Origin of the sequence: Kolteria novifilia, assembly GCA_007748055.1 — a bacterium.
Lineage (GTDB): Bacteria > Planctomycetota > Planctomycetia > Kolteriales > Kolteriaceae > Kolteria > Kolteria novifilia.
Window position 1 is genome coordinate 6,318,433 of record CP036279.1, and the last position, 16,704, is coordinate 6,335,136.

Annotated in this window: 10 protein-coding genes; 7 read left to right on the forward strand and 3 right to left on the reverse strand. The window is 60.9% G+C overall.

The features are described 5' to 3' along the window. Window positions 1-700 precede the first annotated feature (700 nt). Complete coding sequence (locus Pan216_RS23275; RefSeq protein WP_419192893.1) at window positions 701-2,131, reverse strand: leucine-rich repeat domain-containing protein; 1,431 nt, start codon at window positions 2,129-2,131, stop codon at window positions 701-703. 1,725 nt (window positions 2,132-3,856) lie between these two features. Here Pan216_RS23275 and zwf point away from each other — a divergent pair. The 6 genes from zwf (at window position 3,857) to rpiB (ending at window position 13,213) form a co-directional block, all read left to right on the forward strand. Further along, a complete protein-coding gene (gene zwf, locus Pan216_RS23280; protein ID WP_419192894.1) occupies window positions 3,857-5,380 on the forward strand; it encodes a glucose-6-phosphate dehydrogenase in 1,524 nt (507 codons plus the stop codon). 157 nt (window positions 5,381-5,537) lie between these two features. Next, window positions 5,538-6,635 (forward strand): tetratricopeptide repeat protein, encoded by a 1,098-nt coding sequence (locus tag Pan216_RS23285; RefSeq protein WP_145261895.1) that lies wholly within the window; start codon window positions 5,538-5,540, stop codon window positions 6,633-6,635. Window positions 6,636-6,888: 253 nt separating this feature from the next. After that, window positions 6,889-8,067, forward strand: a complete 1,179-nt coding sequence (locus Pan216_RS23290; protein WP_419192895.1) for a DEAD/DEAH box helicase — start codon at window positions 6,889-6,891, stop codon at window positions 8,065-8,067. Window positions 8,068-10,018: 1,951 nt separating this feature from the next. Continuing rightward, a complete protein-coding gene (locus tag Pan216_RS23295; RefSeq protein WP_419192896.1) occupies window positions 10,019-11,077 on the forward strand; it encodes a Kelch repeat-containing protein in 1,059 nt (352 codons plus the stop codon). Window positions 11,078-11,424: 347 nt separating this feature from the next. Next, on the forward strand, window positions 11,425-12,537 hold the full coding sequence (locus Pan216_RS23300; RefSeq protein ID WP_145261899.1) for an arsenate reductase/protein-tyrosine-phosphatase family protein: 1,113 nt from the start codon (window positions 11,425-11,427) through the stop codon (window positions 12,535-12,537). Window positions 12,538-12,712: 175 nt separating this feature from the next. Further along, window positions 12,713-13,213 carry a ribose 5-phosphate isomerase B gene (gene rpiB, locus Pan216_RS23305; protein ID WP_145261901.1) on the forward strand — a complete coding sequence of 167 codons (501 nt, stop codon included), beginning with the start codon at window positions 12,713-12,715 and terminating at the stop codon, window positions 13,211-13,213. A gap of 91 nt (window positions 13,214-13,304) precedes the next feature. On the opposite strand, the gene Pan216_RS23310 is transcribed toward rpiB, so the two are convergent. Then, the gene (locus tag Pan216_RS23310) at window positions 13,305-13,646 is read right to left on the reverse strand and encodes a histidine triad nucleotide-binding protein (protein ID WP_145264304.1); all 342 of its coding nucleotides are present in this window, start codon (window positions 13,644-13,646) and stop codon (window positions 13,305-13,307) included. Between the two features lie 34 nt (window positions 13,647-13,680). Continuing rightward, window positions 13,681-15,000 (reverse strand): peptidylprolyl isomerase, encoded by a 1,320-nt coding sequence (locus tag Pan216_RS23315; RefSeq protein ID WP_145261903.1) that lies wholly within the window; start codon window positions 14,998-15,000, stop codon window positions 13,681-13,683. A gap of 710 nt (window positions 15,001-15,710) precedes the next feature. Here Pan216_RS23315 and Pan216_RS23320 point away from each other — a divergent pair. Then, window positions 15,711-16,688, forward strand: a complete 978-nt coding sequence (locus Pan216_RS23320; protein ID WP_145261905.1) for a sigma-70 family RNA polymerase sigma factor — start codon at window positions 15,711-15,713, stop codon at window positions 16,686-16,688. Window positions 16,689-16,704: the final 16 nt, after the last annotated feature.

Sequence of the window (16,704 nt, forward strand, 5' to 3'; positions counted from 1 at the left end):
CCACTTCGGGGTTTGGATTTGTGTGACCCGTGACCCAAGGTGCGCTGCGCGACCTTGGGCTGTGCTCTATTTCGGCGTTGCCGTAAGAGAGGGTTCGCGGTGCCACGATCCCGTACGGCAGACCATTGCCTGACGGTCTCCTATCGCAATGAAGTTGCCGAGCGAGCCAATGGCAGGCAATGGCATGCCCGACTTGAGATGGCCTGCCCGGCTTGTCCGCACGTCCTAGCATGCCGAAGGTATGCGACAGCACAGCCCAGCGTTGCGACAGCGCACTTGTCCTCGCGTCCTAGCATGCCGAAGGTATGCGACAGCACAGCCCAGCGTCGCGACAGCGCACTTGTCCGCACGTCCTAGCATGCCGAAGGTATGCGACAGCACAGCCCAGCGTCGCGACAGCGCACGCTGGGTAACGACAGGCGTCCATCTCACGAACCCTGCAAGGGTTCGACCGAGGTGCCACCATCATGACAACACGCATTCGTTGGACGGGTCAAACCCGCTTCGGGGTTTGAACTTGTGCTGTTCCCGTGACCCAAGGTGCGCTGCGCGACCTTGGGCTGTGCTCTATAACGGCGTTGCCGTAAGAGAGAGATCGCGGTTCCACGATCCCGTAGTTCAGGCCATTGCCTGACGGTCTTCTCTCGCAATGGAGTTTCCGAGCAATTCATTGGCAGGCAAATGGCCTGCCCTACAGAACTCACGCGCATTCGAAGTCGGCGATGGTGTGCTCGGCTTGGCAGGAAGCGCAAATCCCAGTCGCCGTGAACCAGCCGAAGAAGTCCTCGGGCGCGATGGTCGGATCGTCTTCGACCATCTCCAGTTCGTTGCCATCATTCGAGAACCACACGACGACGCTCATCTCCTGCGACCCGCAATCCGGACAACGAAAGCCAACGCGAGGCCCCGTCCCTCGACTGGTGCAGGAACACCCAAGCTCTCCATTCCAACCGTGCTTCTCGGTGTCGATGATCTCCGTTGTCTTTTGACACGCCGAGCACTGAAAGCCCAAGGGGCCGACGAACATGTCGCCCTCGTAGTCCTCATTGTACTTCGAGAGCGGGTAACCGAGCACTTGCCCCGTCCCGCTACCACACGAACAGGCGAGCTGGAAGGTGACCAATCTCTTCCTCCGAAGAGCCTTCGCGTTGAAGCCGGCGATGCAGTGCGGCGGGTGGGTCCAGTAGTACTCCTCGTCGAACTGGCTGAGATCGACCTCTTCCTGACCCTCGGTGATCGTGATCACGCAACGCGGCAGCGCCCCCTTGAGAGCCATCTTGCCTTCCTGCGTGACGCGTGTCCCTCCCAGACCCAGCGACTTCAAGTGCTTGAGTTCCTGGAGATGCACCAGTCCCTTGTCGGTCACTCTCGTGCCAGAAAGACCGAGGTCGCCAAGGCCCTGACAAGCCGCAAGATACCGGAGACCTTCATCCCCGAACCGGGTATCGGTGGCCAGTAATGACTTCAGCTTCTTCAACTTGGAAAGCGTCTTGAATCCCACGCCTGTCATCTCGGTCCACGCGATCGACAGATACCTTAGCGAAACCAACTCACCGAGTTTCGCAAGTCCGGCATCGGTAAAGGTCGACTCGCAGAGAATGAGCCACTCGAGCGACGTCACCTGACCAACGTGCTCCAAGCAAGCATCGGTCACCCCCGGGCCGCCGACGTCGAGGTGCTTGAGCTTCGAGAGGCTGGTGATCTTGGCAAGCCCCGCATCGGTGATGCGCGTGCTGTGAAGATCCAGCTTTTCGAGGTCGCCGAGCGACGTCAAATGTTCAAGACCGACATCGCCGATGTTCGTATCGGAGAGGTCCAGCCTTCGTAGAGACGTCATCGTCGCGAGGTGTCTCATCCCCTCATCGGTGATCTCCTTGCAGGAGCGGAGGTTCAACTCCTCGAGTTGACACTCGTCGGCCAGATACTCCAACCCGGCATCGGTGATGTGCGAACCGGACAGGGAGACTCGTTTCAGCCGCGGCAGCGCGTGGAGCCGCGAAAAGACCTCTTCCGTGATGCAGTCGTCTCGCAAGCTGAGCAACTCGATCCTCACGGGGTCCTTGGGGAACAACAAGACGCGATGCTCCTTAAGGATGCGCATCAGTTCCTCGGCGTCGTCCTTCTCGCTCATCGTCATCCCCTCGTTTGCTCACCCACTCGCCAAGCGCGGACGTCATCCTGCGCACGCCCGACCACTACACCAATTGGCGGACAGGCAAGCTTAGGTCATGAATGGGGCGAGTGGTGACAAATCCGGATTCTGTTCGAGCTGGTTGGGTGGCCCAGGTTGCCGGACGCACGCTTGCGTGGGAACGCCATTGACAGGGTGGCCCAGGTTGCTCGTCAACCTGGGTGGCAAAGCCACAAGAGCCCCTGTCGCCGACAGACTCAATGGGCACACCGACTGACTTGCCCAACTCGTAGTAGCATGCGTGGGAACGCCATTGACAGGGTGGCCCAGGTTGCTCGTCAACCTGGGTGGCAAAGCCACAAGAGCCCCTGTCGCCGACAGACTCAATGGGCACACCGACTGACTTGCCCAACTCGTAGTAGCAAGCGGAACTCCAAGGGGTCGAGGATCTTTCTCCTTCGAAAGCAAGAGAACGTGACGAAGTGGGCGAACATCTCGTCGTCATGGACCGGTCGATGTCCCACTCGACTCACCGATTCTCGGGGCGCCTTGACAGGCATTGAAGAGAATGGTGCGACGGCCTGCTTAGCATGACGAGAGCCAATAGAGCGGTCGCACCTTGGCATCGGGCGTTCACCTCGGGGACACTTGCGTGCTTCGCACGCCCAGGTTGACGAGCAACCTGGGCCACCCGGCAATAGAGCAGTCGCACCTTGGCATCGGGCGTTCTTCTCGGGGACTCTTGCGTGCTTCGCACGCCCAGGTTGGCGAGCAACCTGGGCCACCCGGCAATAGAGCGGTCGCACCTTGGCATCGGGCGTTCTCCTCGGGGACTCTTGCGTGCTTCGCACGCCCAGGTTGGCGAGCAACCTGGGCCACCCGGCAATAGAGCGGTCGCACCTTGGCATCGGGCGTTCACCTCAAGGACTCTTGCGTGCTTCGCACGCCCAGGTTGCCGGACGCACGCTTGCGTGGGAACGCCATTGACAGGGTGGCCCAGGTTGCTCGTCAACCTGGGTGGAAAGCCACAAGAGCCCCTGTCGCCGACAGACTCAATGGGCACACCGATTGACTTGCCCAACTCGTAGTAGCAAGCGGAACTCCAAGGGGTCGAGGATCTTTCTCCTTCGAAAGCAAGAGAACGTGACGAAGTGGGCGAACATCTCGTCGTCATGGACCGGTCGATGTCCCACTCGACTCACCGATTCTCGGGGCGCCTTGACAGGCATTGAAGAGAATGGTGCGACGGCCTGCTTAGCATGACGAGAGCCAATAGAGCGGTCGCACCTTGGCATCGGGCGTTCTCCTCGGGGACTCTTACGTGCTTCGCACGCCCAGGTTGGCGAGCAACCTGGGCCACCCGGCAATAGAGCAGTCGCACCTTGGCATCGGGCGTTCTCCTCGGGGACTCTTGCGTGCTTCGCACGCCCAGATTGACGAGCAACCTGGGCCACCCGGCAATAGAGCAGTCGCACCTTGGCATCGGGCGTTCTCCTCGGGGACTCTTGCGTGCTTCGCACGCCCAGATTGACGAGCAACCTGGGCCACCCGGCCCATTCGCATGCCCACGCAAGCGTGGGGCATGGCACCTTCGTACCCTTGTCGTTGGCTGCGCCGAGCGTCCCGAAAGGAAACCTTCTGGCCCAACCCGGGCATCTCGCTACAACGTCGGCAGGACCGGGGACGGACCCGGGGATGAGCGGCGATCGAACAACGAGGACTCTCATGACGAACGACGTTGTGACCAACGCAACCTTGGTCTTCTTTGGCGGCACCGGCGACTTGGCCGGGCGAAAGCTCATTCCCGCTCTCTTCAACAATTGGCAACAAAAGCGACTGAGGGACTGCCTCATCGTTGGCATCGGCCGACGAGCCAAGGACCGCGACGAGTACCTCCAACTGCTCGACGGCAAGGTCGGCGTCGCTCAAACCGACCCCGCCGACTGGAAGGAATTCACCAAGCAACTCGACTACCACCAGGGCGAGATCCGCACCGAAGAGGATTTCAAGAGCCTGCGGGCGAAGCTCGAAAGCCTCGAGAAGGAGCGCGGGCTCCCCGGCAAGCGGCTCTTCTACTATGCCGTCGGCCCGCAGTGGTTCGCCCCGATCACCGAGAACCTCGCCGCGTCGGGCCTCCTGGAGAAACAGGGCCCCGACTACAAGGGACCGTGGACCCGGCTCGTCATCGAGAAGCCCTACGGCACCGACCTGGCCTCGGCCAAGGAACTCGATCGTCGCATCCTCGCGTGTGCCGACGAGGAGCAGGTCTACCGCATCGACCACTACCTCGGCAAGGAGACCGTGCAGAATCTGCTGGCCTTTCGCTTCGCCAACGGCCTTTTCGAGCCGGTTTGGAACCAAAAGTACATCGATTCGGTGCAGATCACCGTCTCCGAGTCGCTCGGCATCGGCAATCGCGGCGACTACTACGAGAAAGCCGGCGCGATGCGCGACATGGTCATTAACCACATGATGCAGCTCGTCTGCCTGACGGCGATGGAGCCCCCAGCGCGGATGAACGCCAAGTCGATTCGCGACGAGAAGGTCAAGGTCCTGCAAGCGGTGCGGGTGCCCCAGTCGCTGTCGGAGGTCGAGCAATCGACTGTTCGCGGGCAATACGGCCCCGGAACGATCAACGGCGAATCGGTCCCCGGCTATCGCGAGGAGGGGGACACCGATCCGAACTCGACGACCCCGTCCTTTGTCGCCCTTCGCCTGCAGATCGACACCTGGCGCTGGGCCCACGTTCCCTTCCTCTTGCGGCACGGCAAACGGATGGCCAAACGCGGCACCGAGATCGCCATTCAGTTCCGCACGCCGCCGCTGTCGCTCTTCCGCGGTCACGAGATTTGCGGGCACTGCTCCAACATGCTCGTGCTTCGCATCCAGCCGAAGGAAGGGATCACGCTCTACTTTGGGGCGAAGAAGCCCGGTGCGGGGATGAGCATCTCGACCGTTTCGATGGACTTCGAATACGAACGGGAATTCCACGAGTCGATTCCCGAGGCCTACCAGCGATTGCTGCTCGACGCCTTGGTCGGCGATCCGACGCTCTTCACCCGGTCGGACGAGGTGCGTGCTCAATGGACGTGGGCCGACGCGATTCTCAGTGCTTGGGACGAGATCCCTCCGCCGAAGTACCCGAACTACCCCGCCGGTGGTTGGGGCCCCTCGGCGGCCGAGAGTCTCTTTCCACAAGGCGACGAGATCCCCTCGGGATCGTGCCCGGTCGGCTGGCGCCGCTGGTAGCGGAAGGGGCTCGCGCATCACCCGAGGTTTCGCCTCTCGTGGTCCATCACCCCTGAACCTCTTCATCAATGTCGCGACCAATTGACAGACCGATGGGCGTGACCTAGGGTCTAGGCAGAGCGTCTCGAAGTACCTTTGCTCCCCAGGGAATTGGCAGATGCGCCCGACACTTTTCAGCTTCGGACTGGTCGCCTTTCTCACCGGCACGGCTTGGGCTCAGTCCCAACAACCGGGACAGCTCAACCTCAACGTCGGCGGTAAACAAGTCGGCATCAAGGACTTAGGTGGCGGCAAGTACGGCGGCACCGTCGCCGGCGAGAGCTTCTCCGCTCAATCGCTCGGCGGAGACAAGTACCGTGTCAACGTCGCCGGCCAAACGATCGACGTCAAACGAGGGGCCAACGGCCAATTCCAAGTCACCGTCGACGGCAAGACCGAAACCGTGAACATGCCAGGACTTGGCGGCCTCGGGGAGCTAGGTGGTCTCGAAGGCCTGGGCGGACTCGGACTAGGAGGCCAAGGGGGCGCGGGGGGAAACCCGCTCGGCAACCTTCAGCAGCTTCAAGGTCAACTCGGCAATCTGCGCAAACTGACAAATGGTCGAACCGGCGGCAACCAGGGACTTGGAGGCCTCGGGGCGCTCCCGGGACTCCTCGACCAACTCCAGGGAGGCACGAATCGCGCGGTCCCGCCGATGGTCAAGCAGGCTCCTCCGACGAGAACGCAGCCGAGGAAACAACACTACGTTCCGAGCCGAAACGGGTTCGATTTCGACCAATATCGAGCCTATATGCACAAAAAAGCGCGTGAAATGGCGAGAAAATCGCCCAAAACGGAGCAAAAGACGCTCGGATCGGACCACAAGGCAACCCCGACGGACGGTTCGAATTCCCCAGGTGACCATTCGACGAATGTGGAGCGTGCCAACGGCTACCTCCGAAGCGGGGAAGCTTATTGGAAGGCTGGTCGACGTCTCGGAAGCGACGAGTTCTACGCCAAAGCGCTCACGGATCTAACTCAAGCTGTCGAGATGAACCCCAAGAGTGCCCAGGCCCACTTCTACCGCGGCCGGGTCTACTTTAGCACCGGGAAGCTCCGGGAAGCGGTCACCGACTTCAACGCAGCCCTGACGATAAACCCAGACCTAGCAAAGGCTTACTACTATCGAGGACTTTCCTACCTCTCCGCCAACCACACCGAGTGGGGCAACGCCGACCTGGAGCGAGCCCGAGCCCTCGACCCGGATCTCCCCTGACGGGGCCTTTCGTTTGCCTCCCCTGGATGGTTCTTCCGACCGATCCGCTCGCAGGGTGCAAGCTTGATGAAAAAGACGAGAAATTCTTGAGACGGCAAAACGATTCTGTTGACGCAACGGCCGTTGTCGTATACTAGGGTGCAATCGAGAACAGTCTTCTCGATCACGTCAATGGAAAAACTGGAGTACACCGCGAGTCTTTATGATCACCGAATGCCAAGCTGGCTTTGACGAAATGCCGCTTGGTCCCACCATGAGGGCGAATCTCAAAGAGATCGGCTACACCGCGCCGACGCCCATCCAAGCCGCCGTCATCCCCGAAGCCCTTAATGGGTCGGATGTCATCGGGCAGGCACAAACCGGGACCGGCAAAACTGCTGCATTTCTCATCCCCATCATCGAACGCCTCAACGAACAAAAACAGCCGCAAGCGCTCATCCTCGGACCGACCCGCGAACTCGTCTGCCAGGTAGTCGCCGAAGCCCAACGGCTCGTCAAGGACCGCGACATCGTTGTCACTGCGGCCTACGGCGGCCAAGGCCTGGCCAGTCAGATTCGCTCGCTCGAAGAGGGTTCGCAGCTCGTCTGCGGCACGCCTGGTCGCGTCATCGACCTGCTCAAACGCCGGGTCATCAAGACCTCGGCCATCAACTGCGTCGTCCTCGACGAAGCCGACCGCATGCTCGATATCGGCTTCCGTCCCGACATCGAATGGATCCTCAAGCAAGTTCGTCAAGAGCGGCAAACCATGCTCCTCTCGGCGACGATGCCCGTTCCGGTCCTGCGACTGGCGCGGCGCTACATGAAGGATCCGGTGATGATCAACATCACCCCCGAAACCGTCGCGGTGCAGAAGGTCGAGCAGCGCTACATCTCGGTCGACAACCAGAACAAAGTCGACCTCTTGATGAGGCTGCTCGTTCGCGAAAAGCCCCGTCAGTGCATCATCTTCTGCCAGATGAAGGTCAGCGTGCGCAAGCTCGCGGCCGAACTCGGCAAACGCATCCGCGGCGTCATGGCGATGGAAGGGGACATGGCTCAGAATGTCCGCAGCCGCGTCATGCAGCAATTCCGCGATGGCAAAATCCGCATCCTGGTCGCGACCGACGTCGTCGGCCGTGGCATCGACGTCCAGGGCATCTCCCACGTCATCAACTATGACATCCCGGAAGATCCCGAGGCGTACGTCCATCGCATCGGCCGCACCGGCCGCATGGGCAAAGACGGCAAGGCCTACACCCTTCTCTCGCGCGAACAGGGTCGATTGCTGACCGACGTTGAGATCTTTCTCAACCAGCAGGTCCAGCGTGACGAAGTGATCGGCACCCTCGCCTTCCGCCCCCGCGACCCGGAAGCGACCAAGCGTCCGCGTTCAAAGCCCAAAGCGAAACCGAAAAAGGCGCGCGCCGCCGAGGCGGTCGGCGTCGAGTAGTTGTTAAGGGTCGCCAGGCCTTCCAAGCTCGGCGACACGTTGATGGAAGGGAGCCACGTTATCGCGGCTCCCTTTTTCATGCGCGGCCCGTTTCGACGAAACACTTCTTCCGTAGGTCAGGCCATTTGCCTGACATTCTTCTCTTGGGGATCGATCCCCGGCAAGTTCGACGGCAGGCAGATGGCCTGCCCTACTTGAGATGCCCTGCCCTACTTGTCCTCGCGTCTTAGCATGCCGAAGGTATGCGACAGCACAGCCCAGCGTCGCGACAGCGCACGCTGGGTAACGATTGTCCGTCCCACCAGAACCCTGCAAGGGTTCGACCGAGATGTCATTGTGATGACAAATCGAACGCATCACGTGTCAAACCCGCTTCGGGGTTTGGATTGGGGGGGTTCCGTGACCCAAGGTGCGCTGCGCGACCTTGGGCTGTGTTGTGCAACGGCGTTGCCGTAGAAGAATCCAAGCATGCCGAAAGGATGCAACAACATAGCCCGGCGTCGCGACAGTGCACGCTGGGGACCCCCAAGCATGCCGAAGGTATGCGACAGCACAGCCCAGCGTCGCGATAGCGCACGCTGGGAAACGAGCGATATCCCCACTAGAACCCTGCAAGGGTTCGACCGAGATGTCATTGTGATGACAAATCGAACGCATTACGTGTCAAACCCGCTTCGGGGTTTGGATTGGGGTGGTTCCGTGACCCAAGGTGCGCTACGCGACCTTGGGCTGTGTTGTGCAACGGCGTTGCCGTAGAAGAATCCAAACATGCCGAAGGTATGAAGCAACATAGCCCGGCGCACGCTGGGGAACTCCAAACATGCCGAAGGTTTGAAGCAACATAGCCCAAGGTGCGATAGCACGCTAGGAAACCCGAAACATGCCGAAAGGATGCAACAACATAGCCCGGCGTCGCGACAGTGCACGCTGGGGAACCCCAAGCATGCCGAAGGTATGCGACAGCACAGCCCAGCGTCGCGACAGCGCACGCTGGGTAACGATTGTCCGTCCCATTAGAACCCTGCAAGGGTTCGACCGAGATGTCATTGTCATGACAAATCGAACGCATTACGTGTCAAACCCGCTTCGGGGTTTGGATTGGGGTGGTTCCGTGACCCAAGGTGCGCTACGCGACCTTGGGCTGTGTTGTGCAACGGCGTTGCCGTAGAAGAATCCAAACATGCCGAAGGTATGCGACAGCGCACGCTGGGTAACGATTGTCCGTCCCATTAGAATCCTGCAAGGGTTCGACCGAGATGTCATTGTCATGACAAATCGAACGCATTACGTGTCAAACCCGCTTCGGGGTTTGGATTGGGGTGGTTCCGTGACCCAAGGTGCGCTGCGCGACCTTGGGCTGTGTTGTGTAACGGCGTTGCCGTAGAAGAATCCAAACATGCCGAAAGGATGCAACGACAGAGGCCGGCGTCGCGATAGTGCACGCTGGGGAACTCCAAGCATGCCGAAGGTATGCGACAGCACAGCCCAGCGTCGCGATAGCGCACGCTGGGGAACGATTGTCCGTCCCACCAGAACCCTGCAAGGGTTCGACCGAGATGTCATTGTGATGACAAATCGAACGCATCACGTGTCAAACCCGCTTCGGGGTTTGGATTGGGGTGGTTCCATGACCCAAGGTGCGCTGCGCGACCTTGGGCTGTGTTGTGCAACGGCGTTGCCGTAGAAGAATCCAAACATGCCGAAAGGTATGAAGCAACATAGCCCGGCGCACGCTGGGGAACTCCAAACATGCCGAAGGTATGAGACAACATAACCCAAGGTGCGATAGCGCACGCTGGGAACCCCAAGCATGCCGAAAGGATGCAACAATATAGCCCGGCGTCGCGATAGCGCACGCTGGGGAACTCTTCCGCCGTGGGCAAGGTTTTCCTGGACACTCTCGAGACCGCTTGTCAAAGTGGCCGACGACCCGAGGACACGAAAGGACCCAATGATCTCGTACCTGCCAATGCCCACGACGCGTCGACAGCTTCCCCTCTCCACCGTCCTCCTTTGCCTCGTCGCAGCCGCTGTCACGACAGCCCGAGCCAACGAACCGCTCGTCGTCGATGGCCCCGATTGGAAACTGGTGACGAAGGAGGCGGCGTGGAAGCCGCGGGACTCGAGCGGCGAGATGGTGTTCGAGGACAAGCTCTGGCTGCTGGGCGGGTGGTTCAATTCGTACGAGGCGCCGCCACGCGATGTCTGGGCGTCGGGGGAGGGAAAGACCTGGTCGCTGACGAAGCGAAGGGCGCCGTGGAAGTACAGCGATCTACCGATGACGATCGCATTTGCCGACCGGATGTGGCTAATGGGAGGCTGGTACAACGGCCGGCTCGAGGGGCACGGGGCGACGAACGAAGTCTGGTCCTCGGCCGATGGGGTGACGTGGGACTTGGCGGGAAAGGCGACTTGGTCGCCACGGGCGGCGTCGGCGATCGTAAAATTCAAGGGCCGGATGTGGATCCTGGGCGGCACCGAGAACTACTACTTCGGCGACGAGGGCAGCCTCAACAATGATGTCTGGTCGTCGGCGGATGGTAAAGAATGGCGGCTCGAAACGGCCGATGCGGGCTGGGCGCCGCGGGCCTATCATCAGGCGGCGGTGCTCGATGGCAAGATCTACCTCTTCGGCGGCGGCAACTATGTTCCCGAGTACCGGGCCTTCAACGATGTCTGGGCCTCGAGCGACGGAACGAGTTGGGAGCAAGTCACCGAGAGCGCTCCCTGGTCCCCACGGCTCTGGTTCTCGTCGGTGGTCTACCGGGACCGGATGTGGGTGCTGGGCGGCTGGTCGAATCATCCGTCGAAGAACTGGCAAGATGTTTGGTTCAGCAAGGACGGTCGCGACTGGCGCCGGCTCCGCTCGAAGGTGATCTGGAAGGAACGCCACGAACACTCGACTTACGTGTTTCAGGACAAGATCATCGTGGCCGGCGGGATGACACCGCCCTTGGTCAACGACGTCTGGTCGCTGGAGCTGCCGGAAGATTTTGGGAAGGGGGATTAGCGGGACAGGCTCGAGCCGCCCCTGCCTACGTCGGTATCTCCGTCGTTCACGGCAGGCAAATGGCCTGCCCTACGGGTCGGTTCGCTCCGCGGGTGGGTCACAGCCCCGTGCTACGGGAAGAGCAAATCGGGTTTCCCTACTTTGTGGGGCCTGTCCTTTTACAATTGCCTAACTGGAGGGGGAGAGGTCGGTCCGTCGACACTCGCGACGATGTGGGCTGGTCGTGGTGCGATCCACTCTTCCTTGGGCAAACATATTCGTTCTCGCGACGGCAACCGCCGGCATGGCAGCCTGGCTGAATCACCTCACCACGTCGCTTTCGCGGGACGGAGAAACCGGGACACGGCATGCTTGATCAACTCGATTGGACGAACTCCGAGGACAAGCGCGATCTCGTGCATCGAGCGGTCGAGCACCTCGTCATGGGACGACTCGTGATCTTCCCCACGGAGACGGAGTACGTCTTGGCGGCGTCCGCGGATCAAGCCGACGCGGTCGCGGCGCTGTGGCAGTCGTATTCCCGGCCGACCCGATGGATCCATTTCGCGCTGGCGCCGACCAAGGAACTGGTCGAGTCGCTACCTGGTCAGACACCCGAAGGCCGACGTTTGGCCCGGCGGACTTGGCCTGGCCCGATCGACTTCGTCGTTGCCCCCGACGCGTCCCTGGTTGAATATACGGCCGAGATGGTCAAATCGCTTACGGCGGATTTGGGAGCCGCCTGTTTGGCCTGTCCTGGACATCCGGCCATTGCCTCAACGGCCCAATTCCTCAAAACTCCACTGATTTTGGCCTCAAGAGCGAAGGATCCGACGCGGATTCTCAGTGATCAGAGTGTCGCGATGGAGGAATTCGGCGAGATTGCGGACGCGATGATCGACGACGGCAAGACCCGCTTCGGTCAGCCCTCGACGATCGTCCGGATCGGAACCGACGGCGTCGCGGTCGAGCAGGAGGGCGTCGTCTCCTCATCTTGGATTCGGCGGCTCTCCGGGGAGATGATCACGTTCGTCTGCACGGGCAATACGTGCCGTAGCCCGATGGCCGAGGCGCTCTTCAAACGGTTTCTGGCGGACAAATTGGGCTGCTCGATCGAGGAGCTTCCCGAGCGAGGCTACACCGTGGCATCGGCGGGCATCGCGGCCCACCCGGGCACCCCGGCGGCGGAAAATGCGGTATCCGTCGTTCGAGAATACAACGCGCACCTGGAAGACCACATCTCCCAGCCGCTGACCGACGAGTTGGCGCTCTACTCCGATCGACTCATTGTGATGACGGAAGATCATAAATCGCTGGTATGTCGGCTCTGGCCTGAAGTAGAATCTAGGACGACCTTGTTGTGTGGCGATCGGAACGTCAGCGATCCCATCGGTGGCACGTACGATCGCTACGAGCGCTGCGCGGGTCAGATCGCCGACCAGTTGCGATCATTGCTCGACGATGTCACGGCGCCCAATTGAAGACGTTGCGAATCATAGGTAGCTCGTTCCGGTGGGGGGGGGAGAGCCACAGCGGCCACTTCCTAGCAATCTCAAGCCGGCATACGATCCAAGGAGATTCGTTCCCGAGATCACGGACGAGTCGGGAAGGCCCACTAGGCCGCAGAGGCGGTGGGGTCGATAGGAGAGAAAGCGCATGAGAGTGGCGGTGGGGAGTGATCATCGGGGCTTCGGCCTAAAACAGCGAATCGTCGACTGGCTTTGCCATCGCGGCTCGGAAGTCGTCGACGTCGGGTGCAACGGAGACAGCTCCGTCGACTATCCCGACTTCGCGTTGCTCGTGGCCAACGAAGTGGTCATGAACCGCGCGGATTTCGGCGTGTTGTGCTGCGGAACCGGCTTGGGCATGTGCATCACGGCCAACAAAGTTCCCGGCATTCGCGCCACCCCCGTGCACGACGAAGTCTCCGCCGAGTCGGCGCGGCGTTACATCGACGCGAACATCATGTGTTTGGCGGGTGACTTGGTCAGCGATCGCTTGGTCGGCCCGATGCTGGATATCTTCCTGACAACCGAGTTCGAGGGGGGCCGCCATGCCCGCCGCGTGAAAAAGGTCTCCGAGATCGAACGGCGCCTCGGCCACACCGTCAGCGAGACGATGCTCGCGGAAGCCGTCTCCTTCCAAAAGAACTCGTAGCAAGTCCTTCCTACTGATGAAGTTCGGGCGTCACTGGCTGGGGATCAGCCAGTGAGAACACGATACCCTGGACTTCCAATTCACTCCTCGCCTAGCCCGGCGGCCAGGTGAAGTCACGCCCCCCCATGACGTGCAAGTGCAGGTGGGGGACGGTTTGGCCGGCGCTCTCCTCGCAGTTGATGATGAGCCGATAGCCGTCGAGCCCTTCCTGTTTGGCGATCTTGGCGGCGGCGAGTTGCATGCGTCCGAGGAGTTCGCAGTCCTCCTCGGTCACGTCAGCATGCGTGCGGATCTCCTTGAGGGGGATCACCAGGATGTGCGTCGGCGCCTTGGGACTGATGTCTCGAAACGCCAGGCAGTGATCATCCTGGTAGACGATCTCGGCGGGAATCTTCCCTTCGACGATGTCGAGGAAGATGTTCTTCTCCATCATGGCCATCGCTCTACCTCCTCGCTCGCGTCGCGACCTAGTTCTTCGGCTTCTCGGCGGACGAGGCGTCGTCCTTTGCCTTGGCGGGTTCTTGGCCTTTTTCGCTCGTTTTCTTAGACGATTCGGCCTTTTCCTTCGCCTTTTGGGCCGTTTTGGGGCTCTCTTTCGTCTGTTTTGTCGACGACGGCTCGCTTTTCGGCTTCTCCTTGTTCTCCGCCTTTGGCTTGCCCTTGCTCTCCGCCTTTGGCTTGCCCTTGCTCTCCGCCTTTGGCTTGCCCTTGCTCTCCGCCTTTGGCTTGCCCTTGCTCTCCGCCTTTGGCTTCGAGGGTGCCGGCTCCTTCTTCGCGGGGGTCTTCGAAGACGGCTTGGGCTCGGCAGGCTTCTTCGGCGTCTTGGCCGGTTCCGTCGTCATGGCCTTCTTCGGCTCGGTTTTCGGAGTCGCTTTGCCGGGGGGAGAGTCTTTCGGCTCCTCGTTCGGCTTGGTGAGCAGTTCGAGTTCCTTGGCGGAGACCAATCCGGGAGGCAGGCCGTTGGCCCCTAGTTTTGGAATCGCCGGTTCCGACGACATTGGCGAGAAGAGGGGCTCGGAATTCTTGAGAACTTCGACCGACTTGATCCGCACCGATCCCGGCTCCCCATGCGCTTGGTCGACGATCTTGGCGACGTTCTGACGGCCAATGCTCGTGTAGACGACTCCGAACGCCGTCGCCTTGCCGAGAAGCTCGGGGGCGGGCTTGGACGTCAGCGAAAACGACGTCACCGGCAAAAGGCCTTCCGCGTCGGTCAGCATGACGAGGGAACCCTCGCCCGGCGCTCGGGAGAAGAAGATCGGCTCGATCCGCGGGGCCGATGCCCCTTTGTCGGCGTCGACCGTCGCGACCGCGTCCTCGGCCGTGAAGGGCTGGTCGTCGAAGTAGCCCGCTTCGGCCAACAGCAAGAAGCTCCGCACGACGTTGGGGACGCTGTCGGGAGCCAGGTTGAAGGTGATCGCGGCGACGTTGGTCTCGATGCGGACGGCGTAGGAGTGGCGCTCATCCCCGGGGGCGTCGATGAAGGGCAGCTTGTCCCAGCCCTCCTTGAGGATGTCGTAGGCCTTGCCGGAACCTCCCTTGGAGAAGACCTTGTCGAAAGGCTGCTGGAGGTAGTCGGCGGTCCGCTGCTGATCTTCGGTGAGCTTATTGAGTTCCTTGAGCCCGAGCGTCTCCTGAGGCTCGACCTGAGCGCCCTGCAGGCGTCCCGAGGCTCCCGAGCCCTTGGGCATCACGCTCTCGCCGCAACCGGCGACGAGCAGCACCGTCGAGAGCAACCCTCCCAACCCAAGGCGATCTATCCGCACGCGACTCGCTAGCATGCCCATCGGCTCTCTCCCTATGCGTCGATTCCCCGAGGGGGAACGTCCTCGCGTGACACGACGTCGGGCAATATTGGTGGACGAAGCGCCCCGTCGAGCGTTCCCTGTAAAGATTCAGCGTAGTGAATGGATATTCGGTTGGCTGCAACAACGATCGGTCTCGAAATCGACGTAGTAGGGTGCAAGGGCCATTCCAAACGATTGTCGGAGACGAACGGATCGTAGGAGGAATGCTCCTCGGTCGGCTCTGGCATTCATCTTTTCCCAGGTGTCAGATCGGGCTCGTCCCTAAAGGCTTACCAGGCGGGAAAAGCGATCAGCCAGTTTGGCGTAACACGTTGAACCACAGGAGGTTGTAGGCAGGGTGCGTCATCGGTCGCGGCACGTTCCAAGGGGCCCATCAGAGCCACAAGTCGCGAAGCTGAAAGAGGTTGTGTTAGGGCACTGCGTTTTTTGGCGAAAATATCGAACGAACGAGAAATGATGCTTGAAGTCCCTCTATTCGAGGCTACAATCCGTGGAGAAATCACAGCCAACGAGTGCCCCGTGCACGTCAAATTTGGCTCGCGGAAGCCGAGTTGATGGCAATTTCGCAGCAAGCCACCCGACGCACGAATTAGTTTACCTGCCACCTCTACCTGACAAGTAGCAGCATCTTTAGATCGACCTCCACGAGGTCAGGGGGAAAAGTGTCGACTCCATCGAGGCCAACCGACATGGAAGATGGCATCAGCGAGACTGAGCAAGGTCAGCTCTCTTCGCGGGTTCTATCGACGGATGAAGAACGCAAGCTTCTCAAGCAGTTCTGGAAGACGAAGCGCGCGCTTGGTAAGCGGCTCAGCGAGGCGCTCAAGGAGAAGATCACCGTCGAAGAGCGCAAGAACCCGCTCGCCCTGGCGAAGTTCATCTCCAACCGCATGCACCGCCGTCGTTGGCGCGACAAGAAGACGCGCGACCTGATCAGCGAGTACACGCACCTCAAGCACCGTCTTGCTTCCGCGAATATTCGGCTTGCGGCTCACTTGGCCAAGCGTTTTCGCAGCTACGGCGTCCCCTATTCCGACCTGCTTCACGAAGCGGTCTGTGGCTTGATGCACGCGATCGATCGCTTCGACCTGAACTTCGATACCCGTCTGGCGACTTACGCCACGTGGTGGATCCGTCAGGCCCTTCAGATCGCGGTCGCGCAGCAGTCGCACCTGGTGTCGCTCTCGCCTCACCACCTCCAGCAGCTCGGCCGCTGGCAGCAAGAGGTCGAGGCGATGGCCCACGCCGACGCCAAGATCCCTTCCAACGAGAAGGTCCAAAAGAAGAAGGGCGTCGAAAGCGCCCAACTGACGCGTCTGCAAGCCGTGGCTCGTTCGCCGGTCTCGATCGACGCAACCCTCGACGAGTCGTCGGAGTTCTCGCTCTCGCATGTCGTGACCCAGCAGGATGCCTTCGCCGAACGCAATCAGTTCGAGCTCAAGGAACTGCTCGGGCACCTGATGCATCACCTGCAGCCGCGGGAACGGACCGTGCTGACGCTGCGGTACGGACTCACCGGCGAGGGCGGATTGAGCCTTCGCGACATCGGCAAGGTCTTGCTCGTCAGCAAGGAGCGGGTCCGACAGATCCAGAACCGCGCTCTCGACAAGCTCCGTGCCGCCGCCAGCCAAGACGGCCTCAAGGAATCGCTCCTCTCGGCTCACTAGTCGATTGGAGCCCAAG

Coding starts and splice junctions, on each gene's coding strand:
- Pan216_RS23275 (WP_419192893.1), bottom strand. CDS start 2,131: ATGAGCGAGAAGGACGACGCCGAGGAACTGATGCGCATCCTTAAGGAG.
- zwf (WP_419192894.1), top strand. CDS start 3,857: ATGACGAACGACGTTGTGACCAACGCAACCTTGGTCTTCTTTGGCGGC.
- Pan216_RS23285 (WP_145261895.1), top strand. CDS start 5,538: ATGCGCCCGACACTTTTCAGCTTCGGACTGGTCGCCTTTCTCACCGGC.
- Pan216_RS23290 (WP_419192895.1), top strand. CDS start 6,889: ATGAGGGCGAATCTCAAAGAGATCGGCTACACCGCGCCGACGCCCATC.
- Pan216_RS23295 (WP_419192896.1), top strand. CDS start 10,019: ATGATCTCGTACCTGCCAATGCCCACGACGCGTCGACAGCTTCCCCTC.
- Pan216_RS23300 (WP_145261899.1), top strand. CDS start 11,425: ATGCTTGATCAACTCGATTGGACGAACTCCGAGGACAAGCGCGATCTC.
- rpiB (WP_145261901.1), top strand. CDS start 12,713: ATGAGAGTGGCGGTGGGGAGTGATCATCGGGGCTTCGGCCTAAAACAG.
- Pan216_RS23310 (WP_145264304.1), bottom strand. CDS start 13,646: ATGATGGAGAAGAACATCTTCCTCGACATCGTCGAAGGGAAGATTCCC.
- Pan216_RS23315 (WP_145261903.1), bottom strand. CDS start 15,000: ATGGGCATGCTAGCGAGTCGCGTGCGGATAGATCGCCTTGGGTTGGGA.
- Pan216_RS23320 (WP_145261905.1), top strand. CDS start 15,711: ATGGAAGATGGCATCAGCGAGACTGAGCAAGGTCAGCTCTCTTCGCGG.